General features: G+C 66.6%; 16 protein-coding genes and 2 pseudogenes. 11 read left to right on the top strand and 7 right to left on the bottom strand.

Features of this window, described 5'->3' with window-relative positions; translation table 11 throughout:
• Positions 1 to 16 precede the first annotated feature (16 nt).
• From ALIDE2_RS05790 to ALIDE2_RS05780, 3 genes are read left to right on the top strand one after another with little or no spacing between them, the layout of a single operon-like run.
• Positions 17 to 2,170, top strand: coding sequence for an acetate--CoA ligase family protein (locus ALIDE2_RS05790; RefSeq protein ID WP_013520089.1), 2,154 nt, complete (start codon positions 17 to 19; stop codon positions 2,168 to 2,170).
• Complete coding sequence (locus ALIDE2_RS05785; protein ID WP_013721618.1) at positions 2,167 to 2,571, top strand: Zn-ribbon domain-containing OB-fold protein; 405 nt, start codon at positions 2,167 to 2,169, stop codon at positions 2,569 to 2,571. The genes ALIDE2_RS05790 and ALIDE2_RS05785 overlap by 4 nt, the downstream gene beginning before the upstream one ends.
• Complete coding sequence (locus ALIDE2_RS05780) at positions 2,568 to 3,725, top strand: thiolase (RefSeq protein WP_013721617.1); 1,158 nt, start codon at positions 2,568 to 2,570, stop codon at positions 3,723 to 3,725. Before ALIDE2_RS05785 ends, ALIDE2_RS05780 begins: the two co-directional genes overlap by 4 nt.
• A gap of 52 nt (positions 3,726 to 3,777) precedes the next feature.
• Here the strand turns inward: ALIDE2_RS05780 and ALIDE2_RS05775 are convergent, their stop codons facing one another.
• Positions 3,778 to 4,551: an enoyl-CoA hydratase/isomerase family protein gene (locus ALIDE2_RS05775; protein ID WP_013520092.1), complete on the bottom strand. Its 774-nt coding sequence runs from the start codon at positions 4,549 to 4,551 to the stop codon at positions 3,778 to 3,780.
• An 89-nt stretch (positions 4,552 to 4,640) separates the two neighbouring features.
• On the opposite strand from ALIDE2_RS05775, the gene ALIDE2_RS05770 reads away from it, so the two are divergent.
• The 3 genes and pseudogenes from ALIDE2_RS05770 to ALIDE2_RS25740 form a co-directional block, all read left to right on the top strand.
• Complete coding sequence (locus ALIDE2_RS05770) at positions 4,641 to 6,749, top strand: 3-hydroxyacyl-CoA dehydrogenase NAD-binding domain-containing protein (RefSeq protein WP_013520093.1); 2,109 nt, start codon at positions 4,641 to 4,643, stop codon at positions 6,747 to 6,749.
• A 258-nt stretch (positions 6,750 to 7,007) separates the two neighbouring features.
• Positions 7,008 to 7,124: pseudogene (locus ALIDE2_RS25745) on the top strand (hypothetical protein); the annotation flags it as partial.
• Positions 7,125 to 7,441: 317 nt separating this feature from the next.
• A pseudogene (locus ALIDE2_RS25740) lies at positions 7,442 to 7,723 on the top strand (IS3 family transposase); the annotation flags it as partial.
• Positions 7,724 to 7,820: 97 nt separating this feature from the next.
• On the opposite strand, the gene ALIDE2_RS05765 reads toward ALIDE2_RS25740, so the two are convergent.
• The 4 genes from ALIDE2_RS05765 to ALIDE2_RS05750 are packed head-to-tail and all read right to left on the bottom strand — an operon-like array spanning position 7,821 to position 11,854.
• Positions 7,821 to 8,678, bottom strand: coding sequence for an IclR family transcriptional regulator (locus tag ALIDE2_RS05765; protein ID WP_013520094.1), 858 nt, complete (start codon positions 8,676 to 8,678; stop codon positions 7,821 to 7,823).
• A gap of 37 nt (positions 8,679 to 8,715) precedes the next feature.
• The gene (locus ALIDE2_RS05760; RefSeq protein WP_013721616.1) at positions 8,716 to 9,861 is read right to left on the bottom strand and encodes an acyl-CoA dehydrogenase family protein; all 1,146 of its coding nucleotides are present in this window, start codon (positions 9,859 to 9,861) and stop codon (positions 8,716 to 8,718) included.
• An 8-nt stretch (positions 9,862 to 9,869) separates the two neighbouring features.
• The gene (locus tag ALIDE2_RS05755) at positions 9,870 to 11,036 is read right to left on the bottom strand and encodes an acyl-CoA dehydrogenase family protein (protein WP_013520096.1); all 1,167 of its coding nucleotides are present in this window, start codon (positions 11,034 to 11,036) and stop codon (positions 9,870 to 9,872) included.
• 8 nt (positions 11,037 to 11,044) lie between these two features.
• On the bottom strand, positions 11,045 to 11,854 hold the full coding sequence (locus ALIDE2_RS05750) for an enoyl-CoA hydratase/isomerase family protein (RefSeq protein ID WP_013721615.1): 810 nt from the start codon (positions 11,852 to 11,854) through the stop codon (positions 11,045 to 11,047).
• A gap of 72 nt (positions 11,855 to 11,926) precedes the next feature.
• On the opposite strand from ALIDE2_RS05750, the gene ALIDE2_RS05745 reads away from it, so the two are divergent.
• The 5 genes from ALIDE2_RS05745 to ALIDE2_RS05725 all read left to right on the top strand — a co-directional run bounded on the left by ALIDE2_RS05745 (position 11,927) and on the right by ALIDE2_RS05725 (position 16,479).
• Complete coding sequence (locus ALIDE2_RS05745; RefSeq protein WP_013721614.1) at positions 11,927 to 12,496, top strand: nuclear transport factor 2 family protein; 570 nt, start codon at positions 11,927 to 11,929, stop codon at positions 12,494 to 12,496.
• Positions 12,497 to 12,597: 101 nt separating this feature from the next.
• Positions 12,598 to 13,593 carry a tripartite tricarboxylate transporter substrate binding protein gene (locus ALIDE2_RS05740; protein ID WP_013721613.1) on the top strand — a complete coding sequence of 332 codons (996 nt, stop codon included), beginning with the start codon at positions 12,598 to 12,600 and terminating at the stop codon, positions 13,591 to 13,593.
• A 5-nt stretch (positions 13,594 to 13,598) separates the two neighbouring features.
• Positions 13,599 to 14,408 carry a 3-hydroxybutyrate dehydrogenase gene (locus ALIDE2_RS05735; protein WP_013721612.1) on the top strand — a complete coding sequence of 270 codons (810 nt, stop codon included), beginning with the start codon at positions 13,599 to 13,601 and terminating at the stop codon, positions 14,406 to 14,408.
• 31 nt (positions 14,409 to 14,439) lie between these two features.
• A complete protein-coding gene (locus tag ALIDE2_RS05730; RefSeq protein ID WP_013520101.1) occupies positions 14,440 to 15,684 on the top strand; it encodes a CaiB/BaiF CoA transferase family protein in 1,245 nt (414 codons plus the stop codon).
• 33 nt (positions 15,685 to 15,717) lie between these two features.
• On the top strand, positions 15,718 to 16,479 hold the full coding sequence (locus ALIDE2_RS05725; protein ID WP_013721611.1) for an SDR family NAD(P)-dependent oxidoreductase: 762 nt from the start codon (positions 15,718 to 15,720) through the stop codon (positions 16,477 to 16,479).
• A gap of 30 nt (positions 16,480 to 16,509) precedes the next feature.
• On the opposite strand, the gene ALIDE2_RS05720 is transcribed toward ALIDE2_RS05725, so the two are convergent.
• Positions 16,510 to 17,262 (bottom strand): SDR family NAD(P)-dependent oxidoreductase, encoded by a 753-nt coding sequence (locus tag ALIDE2_RS05720; protein WP_013721610.1) that lies wholly within the window; start codon positions 17,260 to 17,262, stop codon positions 16,510 to 16,512.
• An 11-nt stretch (positions 17,263 to 17,273) separates the two neighbouring features.
• Complete coding sequence (locus ALIDE2_RS05715; RefSeq protein ID WP_013520104.1) at positions 17,274 to 18,461, bottom strand: CaiB/BaiF CoA transferase family protein; 1,188 nt, start codon at positions 18,459 to 18,461, stop codon at positions 17,274 to 17,276.
• Between the last annotated feature and the right edge of the window lie 162 nt (positions 18,462 to 18,623).

Raw genomic sequence — 18,623 nt, 5'->3', positions numbered from 1 at the left:
TCGTCCACTCCTGCGCATGACCGCCACCGCATCCCGTCCCCTGTACCGCCCCGACCAGCTGGCCCGCACCTTCGCGCCCCGCAGCATTGCCGTGGTCGGCGTTTCCACCAACCCCGGAGCCTTCGGCTCCATCACCTACGCCAACATCGCTGGCCCCGGCCGTTTCACCGGCCCGGTGTACATGGTCAACGCCAAGTACAAACACATCGGCGACCAGCCCTGTTATCCCTCCATCGCTGCCTTGCCTGAGACACCGGACTGCGTCTTCATCGCCGTGCCGCGCGACGCCGTGGAGGCGGTGGTGGCCGAGTGCGCACAACGTGGCGTCGGCGGCGTGGTGCTGTTTTCATCCGGTTTCGCCGAGACCGGACTGCCCGAGCGCGTCGCCCAACAGCAGCGCCTGCTGGAGATCGCCCGCGCAGCCGACATGCGCCTGCTGGGGCCCAATTGCGTGGGTTTCATGAACTACGGCCTGGGGCTGGTGGGCACCTTCGGCACCGCGTCGTACAAGGGCGCGCCGGGGCCGCGCGCCACCGCCCTGGTGAGCCAGTCTGGCGCGGTAGGCGCCGCCCTGGCCCAGGCCCAGGAGCACGGCTTGGCGCTGAGTCACATGCTGACCTGCGGCAACGCCAGCGACATCGACGTGGCCGACCAGGTGGCCTACCTGGCCAACGACCCCGCCTGCCAAGCCATCGCTTGCGTGTTCGAAGGCATGAGCGAGCCATCGCGCTTCCTGGCCGCTGCGGCCCTGTGCCGCGAGGCCGGCAAGCCCCTGGTGGTGCACAAGCTGGGCACCAGCGCGCGCGGCGCGCAGGCGGCGGTGTCGCACACCGGCTCGGTGGCCGGCTCGCAGGCGGCCTACCGGGCTGCGTTCGAGCAGGCCGGCGTGATCATGGTCGACGAACTGGAGGCACTGCTGGACACCACCTCCTTCTTCGGCAAGGCGCCCGCACCCCAGGCCCGCGGCGTGGCCGTGGCCGCAGTCTCCGGCGGTGCCTGCATCCTGCTGGCCGACAAGGCCGAACTGCACGGCGTGGACCTTCCGCACCCCGCCCCCGCCACGATGGCGGTACTCGAGCATCTGATTCCCGAATACGGCGCGCCCGGCAATCCCTGCGACATGACGGCCCAGGTGTTGTCTGCGCCGCAACAACTGCACGACTGCTTCGAAGCGCTGATGGCCGACCCGCAGTACGGCGCCCTGGTGGTGCCGCATACCTTCGCCTACGCGCCCGCCACCGCCCGCATCGAGACCCTGGGCAAGGCCGCGGCCGAACACGGCAAGATCGCCTGCAACGTGTGGATGACGCAACACCTGGAAGGCCCGGGCGCCATCGAGAGCGAGCAGAACCCTCACGTGGCAACCTTTCGCTCCATGAACCACTGCATGGCGGCCCTGGCCGCGTGGCACAAGCGTGACGACTGGCTGCGCGCGCAGGGTCCGGCCCCGGCGCGCCTGTCGCCGGCCCAGGCGCACGAGCGCGCCGCCGCCCTCATCGACGCCTCGCCCAACGCCACCCTCACCGAGCGCGAGGGCAAGGAGGCGCTGGCTGCCTACGGCGTACCGGTGGTGCGCGACCGACTCACGCACTCGGCCGAGGAGGCCGTTGCCGCGGCCCGTGAGGTGGGCCTACCGGTGGTGATGAAGGTCGAGTCGCCCGACATCCCGCACAAGACCGAGGCCGGCGTGATCCGCCTGGGGCTGAAGACGGAGGACGAGGTGCGCGCGGCCTTCGCGCAGGTGATGCGCAACGCGCAGACGGTAATGCCACCCGCCCGCATCGCCGGCGTGTTGGTGCAGCCCATGGTGCCCCAGGGCACCGAGATCATGGTGGGCGCGCGGATCGACCCGCAGTTCGGCCCCATGGTAGTGGTAGGCCTGGGCGGCATCTTCGTGGAGCTGCTCAAGGACACCGCGGTGCGCCCGGCGCCGGTGGGCCGGCAAGAAGCCCTCAAGATGCTGGGGGAGCTCAAGGCCCAGGGCGCGCTCAATGGTTTCCGCGGCGCGCAGCCGGTGGACCGAAAACGCCTGGCCGAGGTGATCGCCCGCATTTCCGAATTCGCAGCCGACCAGCGCGATCGCATCGCCGAACTGGACGTGAACCCCCTCATCTGCGCCGGCGGGCGCATCATCGCCGTCGACGCCCTCATCGCGAAGCAGACCCCATGACAGAAACCTCCCCGAACGTGGCAGAACGCCTGCCCACCTCGCCCCTAGAGCAATACCGCGCGCACCTGACCCAGGGCCACCTGGCCTTCCAGGTCGACGAAGACGGCCGCGCCCTGTTCTACCCTCGGGTGGCGGCGCCCGTGGATTACCGGGGCGAACTGCGCTGGGCCACCAGCGCCGGCCTGGGCACCGTCTACGCCACCACCTTCATCTCGCCCAAGGGCGAGCCCTGCTACAACGTAGCGCTGATCGACATGGACGAGGGCTTTCGCCTCATGAGCCGCGTCGAGTCCATCCCCGCCGACCAGGTGCGCATTGGCATGCGTGTGAAGGTGCGCATTCACCCGGCCGAAGGCGACGAAGGCCCCTATCCCGTGTTCGACCCCTTGGAGGCCGCATGAGCGCCACCCTCAAACGCGGCAGCGCCGCCATTGTCGGCGTGGCCGAATCGGACCTGGGCGAAGTCGCCGCGGGCATGAGCGTGATCGACTTGATGGCGCAGGGCGTGCACCGCGCCCTCGCCGACTGCGGCCTGACGCCGGCAGACGTCGACGGCGTGTTCGCGGCCGCCGGGCAGGTCCGCATGCCCAGCACGGCGCTGTGCGAGTACCTGGGCCTCAAGCCCCGCTACCAGGATTGCACCATGATGGGCGGTTCGTCCTTCATGACGCATGTGGCGCACGCCCAGGCAGCCATCGAACTGGGCCTGTGCGAGGTGGCAGTCATCGCCTACGGCAGCACGCAGCGCAGTGCCGGCCGCAAGAACGTGGCGCCGCGCGAGTACAACCCCTACGAGACCCCCTTCCGCCCGGTGCTGCCGGCCAGCGCCTACGCGCTGGCCGCCTCGCGCCATATGCACCAGTACGGCACCACGCGCGAGCAGTTGGCGCAGATTGCCGTGGCAGCGCGCCAGTGGGCACTGCTCAATCCGGCCGCCTGGGAGAAGGAGCCACTGACCGTAGAGCAGGTGCTGGCCGCGCGCATGGTGAGTCACCCGCTGACGGTGCGCGACTGCTGCCTAGTGACCGACGGCGGAGGCGCTCTCATCATGACCAGCGCCGCGCGGGCCAGGACGCTGCGCAAGCCAGCCGCCTACGTGCTGGGCGTGGGCGAGAACATCAGCCACCAGCACATCAGCAACATGGCCGACCTGACGGTCACCGGCGCGGCGCGCTCCGGGGCACAAGCCTATGCCATGGCCGGCCTGGGGGCGCCGGACATTGACGTCGTGCAGGTGTACGACGCCTTCACGATCACCACCCTGCTGTTCCTTGAGGACCTGGGCTTTTGCCCCAAGGGCGAAGGCGGCCGCTTCGTGAGCGACGGCGCCATCGCCCCTGGCGGAAGGCTGGCGGTCAACACCAACGGCGGCGGCCTGTCCTACTGCCACCCCGGCATGTACGGCCTGTTCGTGCTGATCGAAGCGGTGCGGCAGCTGCGCGGGGAATGCGGTGCGCGCCAGGTGGTGGGCTGTGAAACCGCCATCGCCCATGGCAACGGCGGCGTGCTGTCGAGCCAAAGCACCGTGGTGCTGGGAACGGCCGCCACCCTATAGGACGCAAAGCGCCTGGCCTCGTGTGCCAGGCGCCCTTCGAGGGCGCCGCGGCTCACTGCCCCGTGAATTGCGGCTTGCGCTTTTCCTTGAAAGCCGTGCGACCTTCGGCGTGATCGCGGGTCTGCGACAGCTGCGGGCCCACAAGCAGTTCCATCTCCAGGAATTGCTCCAGCGTCGGCGCGATGCTGTGGGCAAAGAGCTGCTTGGCCATGGTCAGCGCGAGGCCCGGCCCCTGGGCGTACTGCGATGCGAGCGCCAGGGCCTCGTCCAGCACGCTCTCCTGCGGCACCAGGCGCTGCACCAGTCCCAGGGCGGCAGCTTCCTCGCCCGTGAACTTGCGGGCGCTGAACACCAATTCCTTTGCGCGCGAAAACCCCATCTGCCGCGCCAGAAACCAGATGGCGCCGCCATCGGGCGCCAGGCCCACCTGCGTGAACACCTGCGAGAAGTTGGCCCCCGGCGATGCCACCACGACGTCGCAGGCCATGGCCAGGCTGAAGCCGATGCCCACAGCCGGCCCACACACTGCCGCCACCACCGGCTTGTCCATGCCGTGCACCGCGCGCACCATGGCATGCATGGTCTTCATGCGCTGACGCGAGCCCGCCAGATCCCGGCCGCCCATCTTGCCCACGTCGGCACCCGAGCAGAAAGCGTTACCGGCCCCGGTCAGCACCACCGCACGCACCGCCTCGTCCTCCGACACCTCGCGCACCAGCGCCAGCAGATCCTGCCGCATCCGCATGTCCAGCGCATTCCTGCCGGCCTGATTGTTGATGGTGATCACGGCGATGGCACCACGCCGCTCAATGTCGATGCTGCTCATGGAAGTCTCTCTGTCCAAAGATGGATAAACATCGCAACATGATATTAGTTTCGCTTGACGGAATCAATTCCGGAAAATAAACTATTCCCATGCCAAGCAACCACTACTCCGTTCACGGCGGCAGCGCCGTCATCACCCTGAGCAACCCGCCCGTGAATGCCATGGGCCACGCCATGCGGCAGGAACTGGCGGCACACCTTGAGGCCGCATGGGCCGACCCGCAAGTGCATTCCATCGTGATCATCGGCGCAGGCAAGCTGTTTTGCGGCGGTGCCGACGTGAAGGCCTTCAACACCCCTGCTTCGCGCGCCGAGCCCAGTTCGCGCACCATCGTCAAGCAAATCGAGGCGTCCGCCAAGCCGGTGATCGCCGCCATCCATGGCAGCGCGCTGGGCCTGGGCCTGGAGTTCGCCATGGGCTGCCATTACCGCGTCGCGCAGCGTGGCGCCAAATTGGGGCTGCCCGAGGTCAAACTGGGCCTGCTGCCCGGCGGCGGGGGCACGCAGCGCCTGCCGCGCCTGGCAGGCGTCGAAGCCGCCCTGCGCATGATCGTCGAGGGCAATTCTGTCACTGCCGACGAAGCCTTGAAGCTGGGTCTGGTGGACGAGGTCGCGGCGCAAGAATTGCTGCCGGCCGCGTTGGCGTTTGCGGCGCGCATGAGCGCCCGCAGCGAGCACCCGGTCGCTTCGCGCCGCCAGGCGCAGGCACCCGCCGAAGCCGGCTGGTTTGACGCGCAGCGTGACAAGCTGCACAAATCCAAGCGCGGCCTGCCCGCGCCGCTGGAATGCCTGGCCTGCGTCGAGGCGGCGGTGAACCTGCCATTCGACGAGGGCATGAAATTCGAGCGCGAGCGTTTCGACGTGCTGGTCAACGGCACCGAGTCCAAGGCACTGCGTCACCTGTTCCTGGCCGAGCGCGCCGCCGCCAAGATCGCCGGTTTGGCTGCCGACACACCGGTCATCCCGGTGCGCTCGGTGGCCGTGATCGGCGCCGGCACCATGGGCGGCGGCATCGCCATGAGCTTTGCCAACGCCGGCATCCCGGTCATGCTGATCGAGGCCGCGCAAGAGGCGCTGGACCGCGGCATGGCCACCATTGCCAAGAACTACGACGGCACCGTGGCCAAAGGCAAACTCGCCCGCGAGGAGGCCGACGCCCGGCTGGCCCGCATCACGCCGACCCTTGAATTCGAGCGCGTGGCCGATGCGGACCTGGTGATCGAAGCGGTGTTCGAGAGCATGGAGGTCAAGAAGGAGCTGTTTCGCAAGTTGGACGCCCTGTGCAAGGCAGACGCCATTCTGGCCACCAACACCTCACGCCTGGACGTGAACGAGATTGCCGCTACCACCGCCCGGCCCGCTTCCGTGATCGGACTGCATTTCTTCAGCCCAGCCAACGTGATGCGCCTGGTGGAAGTGGTGCGTGGCCAAGCCACAGCGCCGAGCGTGATCGCCAGTTCAATGGCGGTGTCGCGCCAGATCGGCAAGCTGCCGGTGCTGGTAGGCGTATGCGACGGGTTCGTCGGCAATCGCATGGTGGGCCAGTACGCCCGCGAAGCGGAATTCCTGCTGGAGGAAGGCGCTTCGCCGCAGCAGGTCGACGCCGCCCTGCAGAAGTTCGGCCTGGCCATGGGCCGCTTCGCGATGTCGGACCTGGCCGGCTTGGACATCAGCTGGGCCAGCCGCAAGCGCGCAGCCCCCACCCGTCCCGCGCACCTGCGCTACTCCAAGGTGGCCGACCGCCTGTGCGAGATGGGCCGCTTCGGCCAGAAGACCGGCGCGGGCTTCTACCGGTACGAAGCCGGCAGCCGCACGCCGATCCCGGACCCCATCGTGCAACAGGTGATCGAGGACTGCGCCCGCGAGGCCGGCATCGAGCGCCGCGTGATAGACGATGCGCAAATCGTCGAGCGTTGCATCTACGCGCTGGTGAACGAAGGTGCGAAGGTGCTGCAGGAAGGCATTGCGCAACGCTCGTCCGACATCGATCTGATCTACGTGAACGGCTACGGCTTCCCCGCCTGGCGCGGCGGCCCGATGTTCTACGCCGACACGGTGGGCGTGGACAAGGTGTACCAGCGCATCTGCGATTTCCATGAGAAGCATGGCGCGTTCTGGACACCAGCACCGTTGCTGAAAAAACTGGCCAATGAGGGCCGCAGCTTCAAAGAGCTGGGCGACGGCGCGCGCAGCGCCTGATACGAATTCGCAATCAATAAGATAACTGCGTTGCTTCGCCTTGCCGTACTGCCTGTACTGTCTACGGCTTCGCGCCTTGCACCTGCCGCCTTTGCGAGGCAACGGGCACCATGAAAAGATCGCAAACACGTTCTTATGGATTGCAAACCCGTATGAGGCCGAGAGGGGAGGCCAACCAGGGTCACAGGGAAAAAGCCCCGCCGGGGGGTGAACTGCCCCCAAAAGTTGGACATCAATCCAACCGGAGGGGTGTTGTTCATGGCGAGGTATGAGGAAGATTGCAAAAGGGGCATAGTCCAGGATCATCTGGCTGGTCTGGGCGGCGCCAGGGCGCTGGCCTCCAAGTACGGAATCGATCGAGGGACGGTCCGCAAATGGATCGACAGCTATCGCCAGCACGGTGAGGCGAGGCTGCGCCGCAAGAAGAGCGGCAACGACTACAGCGCCCAGTTCAAGCTCTTGGCGCTCAAGCGCATGTGGCGAGAGGAGCTGACGTACCGCCAGGCAGCAGCCTTGTTCGATCTGCGCGGTGGCACGGCGGTCATTGCGACGTGGGAACGCCAGTACCATGAGGGGGCCCCAAAGCGCTTGAGCCCAAGCACCAAGGCCGCCCCAAGAAGATGCCCGCGCCCAAGCCTCCAAGACCACCCAAGCCACCGTCTCCACTGGCTGAAGAACCCCGGGCAACGCTGCTACTGCATTCGGATCAGGGATGGCACTATCAGACGCCGGCCTATCGACGCCAGTCGGCGGCCAAAGGGGGCGTCCAAAGCATGTCACGCAAGGGCAACTGCCTGGACAATGCCGCCATGGAGAGCTTCTTTGCGACGGTGAAAACGGAGCTGTTCTACCTGAGCAAATTCACTTGCACCGAGCACCTGCGCAGTGCACTGGTGCGCTACATCCGCGACTACAACCATCATCGAATCAAGATGAAATTAAATGGCCTGAGCCCGGTGCAATTCCGGACTCAGGCCACATGCCCGCAACTTTTAACTGTCCAACTTCTTGGGGGCAGTTCAATTGCGGGGCTTTTTCGTTCGTCCCCGGGCCGCCGGGGATTGCCAACGCTCACTGCGCCGCGCTGGCGACCACCTTCTTCCTGGCAGGGGCCTTCTTGGCAGCCGGTTTCTCGCGCCCCCGCCCGGGGACATCGGCCGTGGTGTCTGCCATGAGCAGCTTCAGGTCTGCCGAATGTTCAGGACTGGCACCCAGGCGCGTTGAAATGTCGCGGCCCGCAACGAGCAGGATGTCGGCCAGTTCCTGGTCGCGTGAGTCCACCCGCACGCTGGGGCCGGTCAGCGCCAGACAGTGGCGCACCTCGCCGTTGATATCGAAAATGGGCACCGCGATGGCGGTCAATCCCGGCACGCGCTGGCCGCGCGAGATGGCATAACCCTGGCGACGAAAGCGCGCTAGCTCCCGGTCGAAGGCAGCACGGTCGAAGTCCGGCACGTTCATGTTGACCTTGACCAGTCGCTCCAGATCCTGCGGCTCCATATAGGCCAATAGGATACGACTGCTCGCCCCCAGGTACAGCGGCATATGCTGGCCCTGGCGTGCCATGGACATGAGGGGCGCCGGCGTGTCCACCACCTCCAGCACCATACGGTCGTTGCCGACGATGGTGTTGAGGGTGATGGTTTCCGAAGTTTGCGCATTGACCTGCAGCATCACCGGCCGCGCGATCTCGCGGATGCTCAGCGTACTGCGCACCAGGCCACCGAGCCTCGCCATCTTGAGCGACAGACAATACTGTTGGTTGTCCATGCGTATCAGAAAGCCAGCGCGCTCCAGCGTGTTGACCAGACGGAAGGCCGTGGTCTTGGGCATACGAATGCGCTCAGCGATCTCCTGCAGCGAAAGGCTCAGGTGCTCGTTGTCGTAAGCATCGAAAATGGCAAGTGCGCGTCCAACGGCACGAATCATGAAAATCTCCCGGCCCCGATTCCAGACCGCGGAACAACTATACCGTAACCTCCTGCTGCAACGCGGCGAAACGGCGACGATGTGCACTCGCATTTCCCAGCCACGCCGACAGCACCAGCGCGCGCTTGAGATACAGGCCCGCGTCGTATTCGTCGGTGAAGCCGATGGCTCCGTGCAGTTGGATCACCTCGCGCGTGACACGCAGGCCTCCGTCGCTGGCGCGCGCCTTGAAGCGGCTGGCCATGCTGGCTCGCTCCTGCGCCGGGGTATCGGCGTCGAGCACGCGCACCGCCTCGGCCAGCACCGCACGCACCAGCTCCTGCTGCACGTACAGATCCGCGGCCTTGTGCTGCAGCGCCTGGAAGCTGCCGATCGGCTTGCCAAACTGCACGCGCGTGCGCATGTAGCCCAGCGCCATGTACAGCGCCGCCTCGACCACGCCCAACATCTCGGCGCCGGCCAGGACCGCGGCCTCATCCAGGGCCCGATCCAGGGCCGCCAGGCCTTGCGGGCCCGCGGCGCTGACCACGTTCGCAGGTGTGATGCGCACCCGATCGAACTCGAGCACGCCGCTGGGGGTTTCGTCGGCGCGCTGCTCATGGCCTACGGTCAGGCCAGCAGCCTGGGCGTCGACCCAGTACAGGCCGCAGCCGGCCGCACCGCGCGCGCTGACCACAAAGCCGCCAGCACCCGCCGCGCCGGCGACGAAGCGCTTGCGACCCGACAGCAGCAGGTCGGCGCCGTCGGCCTCGACCCGCGTCTCGATCGCCGCCGTCTCGATGCCGCCCAGGCCTTCCTGCCAGGCCACGCAGGGCAGCAGGCTGGCATCCACCACCTGCGGCAGCAGGGACTGCTTGAGCCCCTCGTTGTCGCCGTGCTGCAGCACCCGCGCAGCGAAGGCCACCGGCACCAGGGGATCGGCCATCAGGCCCTTGCCCAGCTCCTGCAGCACCACCGCAAGCTCACAGAAGCCAAGGCCCAGGCCGCCATGCGCCTCGGGCACCACGATGCCAAGCCAGCCCAGTTCGGCCATGTGGCGCAGGTGCTCGGGCTCATAGCCCGGCAGGATGCCGCGCCGCTCGCGCAGGCGCTTCATGTCGGTGTTGCGGCCCACGAAGTCGGCCGCGCTTTCGCGCAGCATCTCGATCTGCTGCTGCGCCTCGGAGAGATTGTTTTCCTGCATGGTGTTCCTCAGGATGGCAGGTCCAGGACGTTCTTGGCGAGGATGTTGCGCTGCACCTGGCTGGAGCCGCCGTAGATGGTGAAGGCACGGCATTCCAGGAAGGGATAGAGGATGTCCATCTCCTGGCCGTCCACGTCGACATCACCACCCAGGGCACCCAGGTCACCGGCGGCGTCCACCATCAGCTCGGTGACGCGCTGGCAAGTTTCCGTGGCCCAGATCTTGAGCATGGATACCTCGAAACCAAAGCTGCCGCCCGTGCGCATGATCTGCGCGAAGCGCTCGTAGGCTGCCGCCGAGTCGAGTACGTCCATCGTGACCTGCGTGAACTTGTCGACGAAAGCGGGGTCGGCCATCTTGCCACTGGCCTTCGCGAGTTTTTGCAGGCGCAGCAGAGCCAGCATGGACTGGCGCGGCGAACCGGACCAGATGCGCTCGAAGCCGAGTAGCGCCTTGGCCACGTTCCAGCCGTCGTTGAGCTTGCCAACCATGTTGGCCTTCGGCGTGCGCACGTTGTCCAGGAACACCTCGCACAATTCTTCGTGTCCAGCGATGTTGCGGATGGGCCGCACGGTAACGCCGGGCTGACGCATGTCGATCATGACGAAGCTGATACCCGCCTGCTTCTTCACCGTCTTGTCGGTACGCACCAGCGCGAACATGTGCGTGGCGTCGAAGGCCACGCTGGTCCAGATCTTCTGGCCGTTGATGACGAATTCATCGCCCTCGATGCGCGCCTCGGTGCGCAGGCTGGCCAGGTCGGAGCCGGCGTTGGGCTCGGAGTAGCCCTGGCACCAGGTGTGTTCGCCCGACAGGATCTTGGGCAGGAAGCGGGCGCGCTGCTCGTCGGTGCCGCGGGCAATCAGCAGTGGTCCGATATTCATCTGGCCCTGGTCCATCACGCGCGGCGCGCCGCTGCGCTCCAACTCCTCCAGGTACACCAGGATCTTGGACTGGGTCAGACCCATTCCGCCCCACTCCTTCGGCCAGTTCGGCATCAGCCAGCCACGGGCAGACAGGGTGAGGTACCACTCTTTCACCTCCGACCAGCGCGGGCGGCGACTGAGAAACCGCAGGTGCCGCGGAACGTGGGTTGCGAAGAACTCCGCGGCGACGCGACGGAATTCCTCGTCGTCCAGATGGTTCCAGTCCGTTTGGGGTGCTTGGTCTGCCATCGCTGTGCTCAGTTGCCCTTGAATACCGGCGCCCGCTTTTCCAGAAAAGCTTTGGCAGCCTCGTGGTGATCCTGCGAATTGATGGACAGCATCTCGTAGGCGATGGATGCGTCCAGGATCAGGTTCAACTGCTGCTTGATCCACTTGTTGACCGACAGCTTGGTCCAGCGCACAGCCAGCGGCGGCAACGCATTGAGCTCGCGCGCGATCTGCATCGCCGATTCCAGCACCTGCTCCGCGGGCGCAACATGGTTGACGAGGCCCATGGCATGAGCGTCCTTGCCGCTCATCAGTTTGCCGCGCATGAGGAACTCCTTGGCACGGTTCGGGCCCACCAGGATGGGCCAGATCACCGCACCGCCGTCGCCCGCGACCAAGCCCACCTTGACGTGCGAATCGCCGAACTTGGCGCCCTCCGCGATCACCGTGGCATCGCAGAACAGCGCCAACGTAGCACCCAGCCCCACGGCGTCGCCGTTGATGGCGGCGACGATCGGTTTTTCCACCTCCAGAATGCCCTGGAACAGCCGCTTGGTGGACGCCGGGATGGCCAGCGACGTCTGCCAGCCTTCGTCCGTGCCGAAGCGGTTGATCATGCGCTTGATGTCGCCGCCCGCGGAAAAAATCTTGCCCGCGCCGGTCAGCACGATCACGTTCACTTGCGGGTCGGCCTGCAGATCCAACCATACGTGCTCCAGTTCCGCGTGCATCTCGGCGTGGATGGCGTTGCGGTTGTCGGGCTGGTTCAGCATAAGGGTGGCAATGCCGTTGTCACACTGAATCGACAGGTACTGGTAGCGCGAGTAGTCAAGAATCATGGGGTGCCTCGGTTGGTGAAAATAGGTCCACTGAGTGGACACAGTTCCGTTTTATGAATATATTCTCTTTTCATGGAACGCAACTGTCAAGCCATGCTGCAGGATCTGATGGACAAGGAAGCCATCCGCGACTGCCTGTACCGCTACTGCCGAGGCATAGACCGCGCCGACGAGGCGGTGCTGCGCTCGGCCTACTGGCCCGACGCCCACGACCGCCATGGCGCCTACGCAGGGGACGCGGAAGGCTTCTTCGCGCAGGCGCTGCCGCGCCTGCGCAGCGGCGGCCGCGGCGTGCACCAGATCTCCAATATCCTGATCGAACTGCACGGGGACGTCGCTGCAGTGGAAAGCAGCTTCCTCGCACTGCAAGCCAGCGCCGCGATGCCGACGCGCGAGACTTTCCTGTGCGGGCGCTACCTTGACCGCTTCGAGAAGCGCCAGGGCCAGTGGCGTGTGGCGAACCGTCTGGTGGTCTACGACTGGATCGAAGAGAGGATCCGACCCGAACTGGCGCGCGAGGACGCGGACCTGTTCGGCAAACGCCGGCCCAATGGCGGCCGCTTGCCAAAGGACCCCCTGTACGCGTTTCTGGACGCGGTGCGCGCAACGCCTACGCTACTGGGACGAGAAGACGCGATTTGACAGCATTCCCCATCTGGTAAAAAATTGGAACCAATTCCAAATTCACACCTATGCCGCGAATCCAGCTGCGACCGGGCACACAAAACGACCCAGGAGACACCATGCGAGATCACCTCAACAACGTTACGCGACGCCACACCCTCATGACCCTGGCCGCGGCGGCGGCGCCCTGGGCAGCCACCACGGCCAGGGCGGATACCTACCCCAGCAGACCCATCCGCATCGTCGTGCCCTATGCCGCGGGCGGCTTCACCGACATCGTGTCGCGCCTGGTTGCGCAGAAGATGTCCGTCAAGCTGGGGCAGCCGGTGGTGGTAGACAACAAGGCCGGCGGCTCGACCATCATCGGCGCCGAAGCGGTGGCCAGGTCAGCCCCGGACGGCTACACCCTGCTGATGGCAGTCACCACGACGATTTCCACCAATCCCTTCCTGTTCAAGAAGCTGCCCTACAAACCCTCCGATTTCGTTCCAGTGGCGCTCACCGGGCTGACGCCCTTTGTGCTCAGCGCGCACCCTTCCGTGCCGGCCAACACGCTGCGCGAACTGATCGCCATGGAGAAAGCCAAGCCCGGCACCCTGAACCTGGCAACGCTGGGCACCGGCAGTTCCACCCACTTGGTGGGTGAAATGTTCAACAGTCTGGCCGGCGTGAAGCTGAACATGATTCCCTACAAGGGCGCAGGCCCCGCGCTGAACGACCTGATGGCCGGCCACGTGCAGCTGTACTTCGACGGCATCGCCACCTCGGCGCCCCTGTTCCGCGCCGGCAAGCTCAAGGGGATCGCCATCACCGGCGACAGTCGCTCGCAGGCCGCGCCGCAAGTGCCCACCTTTGCCGAATCCGGACTGCCCGAGATGCAGGCGGCCTCCTGGTACGGCCTGCTGGCACCGGCACACACGCCGCAAGCCATCATCGAACTGTTGAATCAGGCCACCAACGAGGCCCTGCAGTCACCCGACGTGCGCGCCCGCGTGGCGCAGGATGGCGCGTCGGCGCCCGCCCTCAGTCCACAACAATTCGGTGAGCTGATCGACAAGCACTCCCGCACCTGGGAGCGCATCATCAAGCCGCTGAACATCAGCCTGGACGTCTGAGCCCGATGCCCCCCCCTACCCCCGTTCCCGGCGAGCTGGCCGGCCGCGTCGCGCTCGTCACCGGCTCCACCGACGGCATCGGACTGGCCGTGGCACATGCCCTGGCGGCGCAGGGTTGCGCCGTCGTACTCAATGGCTTCGGCGAGCCGCAAGCGATTGCCAGCCTCTGCGAAGAACTGGCCGGCACCCACGGGGTGGTGGTGGAGCATGCCGGCGCCGACCTGATGCTGGAGGAACAGGCCTCGGGCCTGGTGCCGCAGGTGCTGGCCCGTTTCGGCCGCCTGGACATCCTGGTGAACAACGCTGGCACGCAACACAAGGGCCCCATCGAGGAACACCCGTCCCAGCGCTGGCGCGAGGTGTTCGCACTAAACCTCGATGCGGCCTTCCACACCATCCGCACCGCCTTGCCCAGCATGCGCGGCGCGGGCTGGGGCCGCGTGGTCAACATCGCCTCGGTGTATGGGCTGGCCGGCGGCGTGGACCGCAGCAGCTACGTGGCCTCCAAGCATGCCCTGGTGGGCCTGACCAAGGCCGTGGCGCTGGAGACCGCCGCCACGCCCATCACCTGCAACGCGGTGTGTCCCGGCGACGTCTCTACCCGCATCTTCTACCGCAACGCCAAGCTGCTTGCCGAGCGCGAGCAGATCACGCGGGCCGAGGCGCAACGGCGCATCGCGGCAACCAACATGCCGTCCGGCCGCGTCGTATCGCCCGAGCAGGTGGCCGCGCTGGTGGCCTTCCTGTGCACCGAGGCGGCCGGCGAGATCCGCGGCGCGGCTCTGCCGGTTGACGGCGCCTGGCTGGCCCGATGAACCTTCCGCAATCAACACCCCAAGCCACACCATGCAAACAAGTCCCACCCACCCCGGCGCACTGTCCCACCTTCGCGTGCTGGATCTGAGCCGCGTTTTCGCAGGGCCCTGGGCCGGGCAGATGTTGGCCGACCTGGGCGCCGAGGTGATCAAGGTCGAACGCCCCGGCGAGGGCGATGACTCGCGCCGCCTGGGGCCGCCCTTCCTGCGCGACGACGCCGGCCAGCCCACGCGCGACTCGGGCTTCTACCTGAGTGCCAACCGCAACAAAAAGTCGGTGAGCGTAGATATCTCGCGGCCCGAAGGCCAGGCCATTGTCCGCGCGCTGGCCCAGTCCTGCGACGTGCTCATCGAGAACTACAAGGTGGGCGACCTAGCGCGCCATGGCCTGGACTACGCCAGCCTGCGCGCGCTCAACCCGCGCCTGGTGTATTGCTCCATCACCGGCTTCGGCCAGACCGGCCCCTACCGCAAGAAGCCCGGCTACGACTCCATCTTCCAGGGCATGGGCGGTCTGATGGCCATTACCGGCCATGCCGACGGCGAGCCCGGCGGCGGCCACCAGAAGGTGGGCCTGATCGTGTCTGACCTGATGGCGGGCATGTATGCCTCGGTCGCCATCCTGGCGGCGCTGGAGCACCGTGATGCGGTCTCGGGTGAAGGCCAGTACATCGACCTGGCGTTGCTGGACTCGCAGGTCGCGGCCCTGTCGCACTCGGCCATGGGCTATCTGGTCTCGGGCGACCCGGTGCCGCGCTGCGGCACCAAGTCGCCGACGGCTGCGCCCTCGCAAATGTACCGCTGCCAGGACGGCGCGGTGATGCTGGTGGTGGGCAACAAGGCTCAGTGGGAAAAATTCGCCTCCGTGATGGGGCAGCCCCAGCTGCCGGGCGACCCCCGCTTTGCCACCAACCAGGACCGCATCCGCCACCGCGACGAACTCAACGCGATCCTGGAGCCCATTTTCTTCTCGCGCCCCAAGCAGTACTGGATCGACGCGCTGGCCGAAGCTGGCGTCCCCTGCGGCCCGGTGAATGAGATGCACGAAGTCTTTGCCGACCCGCAGGTGCGCGAGCGCGAGATGGTAGTGCACATGCAGCACCCGCGGCGCGGCGCTATGCCCATGCTGGCCAACCCCATCCGACTGTCCGGCACGCCGGTGCAATACCGTATGCCACCGCCGGACCTGGGCCAGCACACCGACGAGGTATTGGTGCAGTTGCCCGGCTACGACGCGGCGCGACTGAAGCAGCTGCGCGACGACGGCGTCATCTGACGCACGCCAGCCGAAACCACGAGACCTCTTGGCATGAAATCCATCCTGCTGCTTGAAAACAAGCTCGCCCTGGTGACGGGCGCGGGCCGCGGTATAGGCCGCGCCATCGCCGTTGCCTATGCCAACGCCGGCGCGCGCGTCATCGTCACCGACCTCAGCGAAGCAGCCTGCGCCGACACCCGCGCCGAGGTCGGGGCCGCCGGCGCGCAGGCCTGGACCTACGCGCTGGACGTGTGCGACGCCGACGCCTGCGCACGGCTTGCAGACACGGTGGCGCGCGAGCTCGGCGACCTGCAGGTGCTGGTGAACAACGCCGGCCTGATGATCCGCGAGAAGGTGGACAGCCCGCGCGCCGCCCATGCCGTGCGCCAACTAATGGAAGTGAACTACTTCGGCACCTTCAACGTGCTGCACGCCTTCCTGCCGGCCTTGCGCCGCAGCCACGGTTGCGTGATCAACCTGGCCTCCGGCGCGGCGCTCACCGGGCTGCCCGGTTGCGTGGGCTACTCGCCCTCCAAGGGCGCGGTCAAGATGCTCACCCAGGCCATGGCCGCCGACCTGGGCACTGACGGCATCCGCGTCAATGCCATTGCCCCCGGCGTGATCGAGACCGCCATGACCGAATCGACCCGCCAAGATCCGCAGCGGCTGGGCGGCTTCATGGGGCGCATCCCCGCCGGGCGCCTGGGCCGTGCCGAGGAAATCGCCGGCCCGGCCGTCTTTTTGGCCTCCGACCTGGCGAGCTACGTCAACGGCATCACGCTGCCGGTCGACGGCGGCAAGCAGGCCGTGTGAGTCGGTTGTCCCAAGAGCGCATTCGCGCCCTCAGACCACCTCGCCGCCGTTCGGGCTGATGATCTGGCCGGTGATGTAGTCCGACTCGTCGCTGGCCAGGAAAGCCACCAGCCAAGCCACCTCCTCGGGCTCGGCGCGGCGACGCAGCGGCACATTGGCGAGCAGGTCGCGCTGGTATTCCTCGGAATCGGCGAAGGCGCCCAGGATCGGCGTGCGCACCCGGCCAGGCGCCACCGCGTTCACCTGGATGTTCCACTCGGCAAACTCCTTGGCCCATGCCTTGGTCAGGCCGATGAGGGCGGCCTTCGCGCCGGCATAGTGCGCGCTGCGCCGGCGCCCGGCCATGCCCAGGATCGACGAGGTGTTGATGATCTTGCCGCGGCCCCGATCCTTCATGCCGGGCAGCACGGCGCGGGTGCAGTACCAGGCCCCCATCACGTGCACCTGGAACATGCGGGCCAGGTCGGCATCGGCGATGGCGTCGAAGGCCTGCTGGCGGCCGGAGATGCCAGCGTTGTTCACCAGGATGTCGATCGCGCCTGCCTGCCGCTGTGCCGCGTCTATGGCCGCAGCGATGGCCGCCGCATCGCCCACGTCGGCGACGCAGGGCACGGCGCAGCCGCCGGCCTCGCCGATCTGCGCCGCGGTCTCGTCGGCCGCCCGCGGGTCAAAGTCGTTGACCAGCACTGTCGCACCGCGCTCGGCCAGCACCAGCGCATCGGAGCGACCAATGCCTGAGCCAGCGCCGGTCACCAGCGCCACGCGCCCTTGCAGGTTCTTCATGCTCACGCCGCTCAAACGACCTGCTGCGCGCGCAAGGCCTCGACTTGCGCGTCATCGAGCGACAGGCGCTCACGCAGGATGGCCTCGGTGTCCGCCCCCAGGCGCGCGCTGGGCCGATAGGCCACCGCGGCGTCTTCGCCGCCGAAACGCAGTGGTGTGCTGGGCACCACGATGCGGCCGTACTCGGGATGGTCGATCCACTGCAGCGAGCCGCGCGCGTGCAGGTGCGGATCATTCACCACCTCCTCCAGCGTGCGCACCGGCGCGCAAGGCACGCGGTTCCTGATCAGGCGCTCGAACAGATCCGCCTTGGTGTAGCCGCGGGTGATCTTGCCCAGCGCACCGTCCACCAGATCCATGTGGTTGCAACGCTCTTTCACCGTGGCAAAGCGCGGATCCTGCGCCAGATGCTGGCACTGCAGCGCATCGACCAGGCTGCGCCAGTGCTGCTCGTTGTTGGTGATGATGGCGATGTAGCCATCAGACGTGGGATAGACGTTGTACGGACACAGCGACATACCGGTGTGGCGGTTGCCGGTGCGCGGCGCCTCGCCCGAGCCGTAGAACAATCCCAGGCTCGACGCCAGCGTCGGGTACACCGCCTCCATCATCGAGACCTCGATGGTGCGGGCGTTGCCGGTGTGCTCGCGTTCATACAAAGCCGTGGCAATCGCGCCATACAGGTGGATGCCGGCCATGAAGTCGGCGATGGCCGGCCCCGACTTGACGGGCGGCGCGTCGGTATGGCCGGTGGTGTCGATGACGCCGGTCATGGCCTGCACGGTCAGGTCCATCGCCGGATAGTCGCGATAGGGACCGGTCTTGCCATAGCCGGAGCCGGCCGCATAGATCAGTTTCGGGTTGGCCTGGCGCAGCACGCCCTCGTCCAGGCCCAGCCTGTCCATGACGCCCGGGGCAAAGTTCTCCACCAGCACGTCCGCCTGCTTCACCAACTCCAGCAGCAGTTCGCGGCCCGGCGGGGATTTGAGGTTCAGCGTCATGGTGCGCTTGTTGGCGTTGAGCATGGCGAACGGCATCGCCGCGCCGCTGGCACCCGAGCGCTTGCGCAAATGCTCGCCACCGGGCGGCTCGATCTTGATGACGTCAGCCCCTGCCTGCGCCAGCAGGAAGGTGGCATAGGGGCCGTTGTAGATCTGCGTTAGATCGAGCACGGTTACGCCGGCGAATGGATACGACATGGGTTGAACTCCTGTGCGAGGATTGTATATGCCGTTCCATTTTTTATCAATATTGCGAAAAACAGGAACATAAAACTCTGTCTCACCGTTGGCAAGGCGCAGCGCAATGCTCTCTACCCCAGTCACATGATTGACACCGCAGATTTTTCGGATTTATACTGG

It is taken from the genome of Alicycliphilus denitrificans K601, from assembly GCF_000204645.1.
Lineage (GTDB): Bacteria > Pseudomonadota > Gammaproteobacteria > Burkholderiales > Burkholderiaceae_C > Alicycliphilus > Alicycliphilus denitrificans.
The sequence above is the reverse complement of the archived record's forward strand: the minus strand, read 5'-3'. Positions and strand labels throughout refer to the sequence as shown.

What these genes read in the sequence shown, in the direction of transcription:
- ALIDE2_RS05790 (WP_013520089.1), top strand. Translation starts at nt 17, where the DNA reads ATGACCGCCACCGCATCCCGTCCCCTGTACCGCCCCGACCAGCTGGCC.
- ALIDE2_RS05785 (WP_013721618.1), top strand. Translation starts at nt 2,167, where the DNA reads ATGACAGAAACCTCCCCGAACGTGGCAGAACGCCTGCCCACCTCGCCC.
- ALIDE2_RS05780 (WP_013721617.1), top strand. Translation starts at nt 2,568, where the DNA reads ATGAGCGCCACCCTCAAACGCGGCAGCGCCGCCATTGTCGGCGTGGCC.
- ALIDE2_RS05775 (WP_013520092.1), bottom strand. Translation starts at nt 4,551, where the DNA reads ATGAGCAGCATCGACATTGAGCGGCGTGGTGCCATCGCCGTGATCACC.
- ALIDE2_RS05770 (WP_013520093.1), top strand. Translation starts at nt 4,641, where the DNA reads ATGCCAAGCAACCACTACTCCGTTCACGGCGGCAGCGCCGTCATCACC.
- ALIDE2_RS05765 (WP_013520094.1), bottom strand. Translation starts at nt 8,678, where the DNA reads ATGATTCGTGCCGTTGGACGCGCACTTGCCATTTTCGATGCTTACGAC.
- ALIDE2_RS05760 (WP_013721616.1), bottom strand. Translation starts at nt 9,861, where the DNA reads ATGCAGGAAAACAATCTCTCCGAGGCGCAGCAGCAGATCGAGATGCTG.
- ALIDE2_RS05755 (WP_013520096.1), bottom strand. Translation starts at nt 11,036, where the DNA reads ATGGCAGACCAAGCACCCCAAACGGACTGGAACCATCTGGACGACGAG.
- ALIDE2_RS05750 (WP_013721615.1), bottom strand. Translation starts at nt 11,854, where the DNA reads ATGATTCTTGACTACTCGCGCTACCAGTACCTGTCGATTCAGTGTGAC.
- ALIDE2_RS05745 (WP_013721614.1), top strand. Translation starts at nt 11,927, where the DNA reads ATGGAACGCAACTGTCAAGCCATGCTGCAGGATCTGATGGACAAGGAA.
- ALIDE2_RS05740 (WP_013721613.1), top strand. Translation starts at nt 12,598, where the DNA reads ATGCGAGATCACCTCAACAACGTTACGCGACGCCACACCCTCATGACC.
- ALIDE2_RS05735 (WP_013721612.1), top strand. Translation starts at nt 13,599, where the DNA reads ATGCCCCCCCCTACCCCCGTTCCCGGCGAGCTGGCCGGCCGCGTCGCG.
- ALIDE2_RS05730 (WP_013520101.1), top strand. Translation starts at nt 14,440, where the DNA reads ATGCAAACAAGTCCCACCCACCCCGGCGCACTGTCCCACCTTCGCGTG.
- ALIDE2_RS05725 (WP_013721611.1), top strand. Translation starts at nt 15,718, where the DNA reads ATGAAATCCATCCTGCTGCTTGAAAACAAGCTCGCCCTGGTGACGGGC.
- ALIDE2_RS05720 (WP_013721610.1), bottom strand. Translation starts at nt 17,262, where the DNA reads ATGAAGAACCTGCAAGGGCGCGTGGCGCTGGTGACCGGCGCTGGCTCA.
- ALIDE2_RS05715 (WP_013520104.1), bottom strand. Translation starts at nt 18,461, where the DNA reads ATGTCGTATCCATTCGCCGGCGTAACCGTGCTCGATCTAACGCAGATC.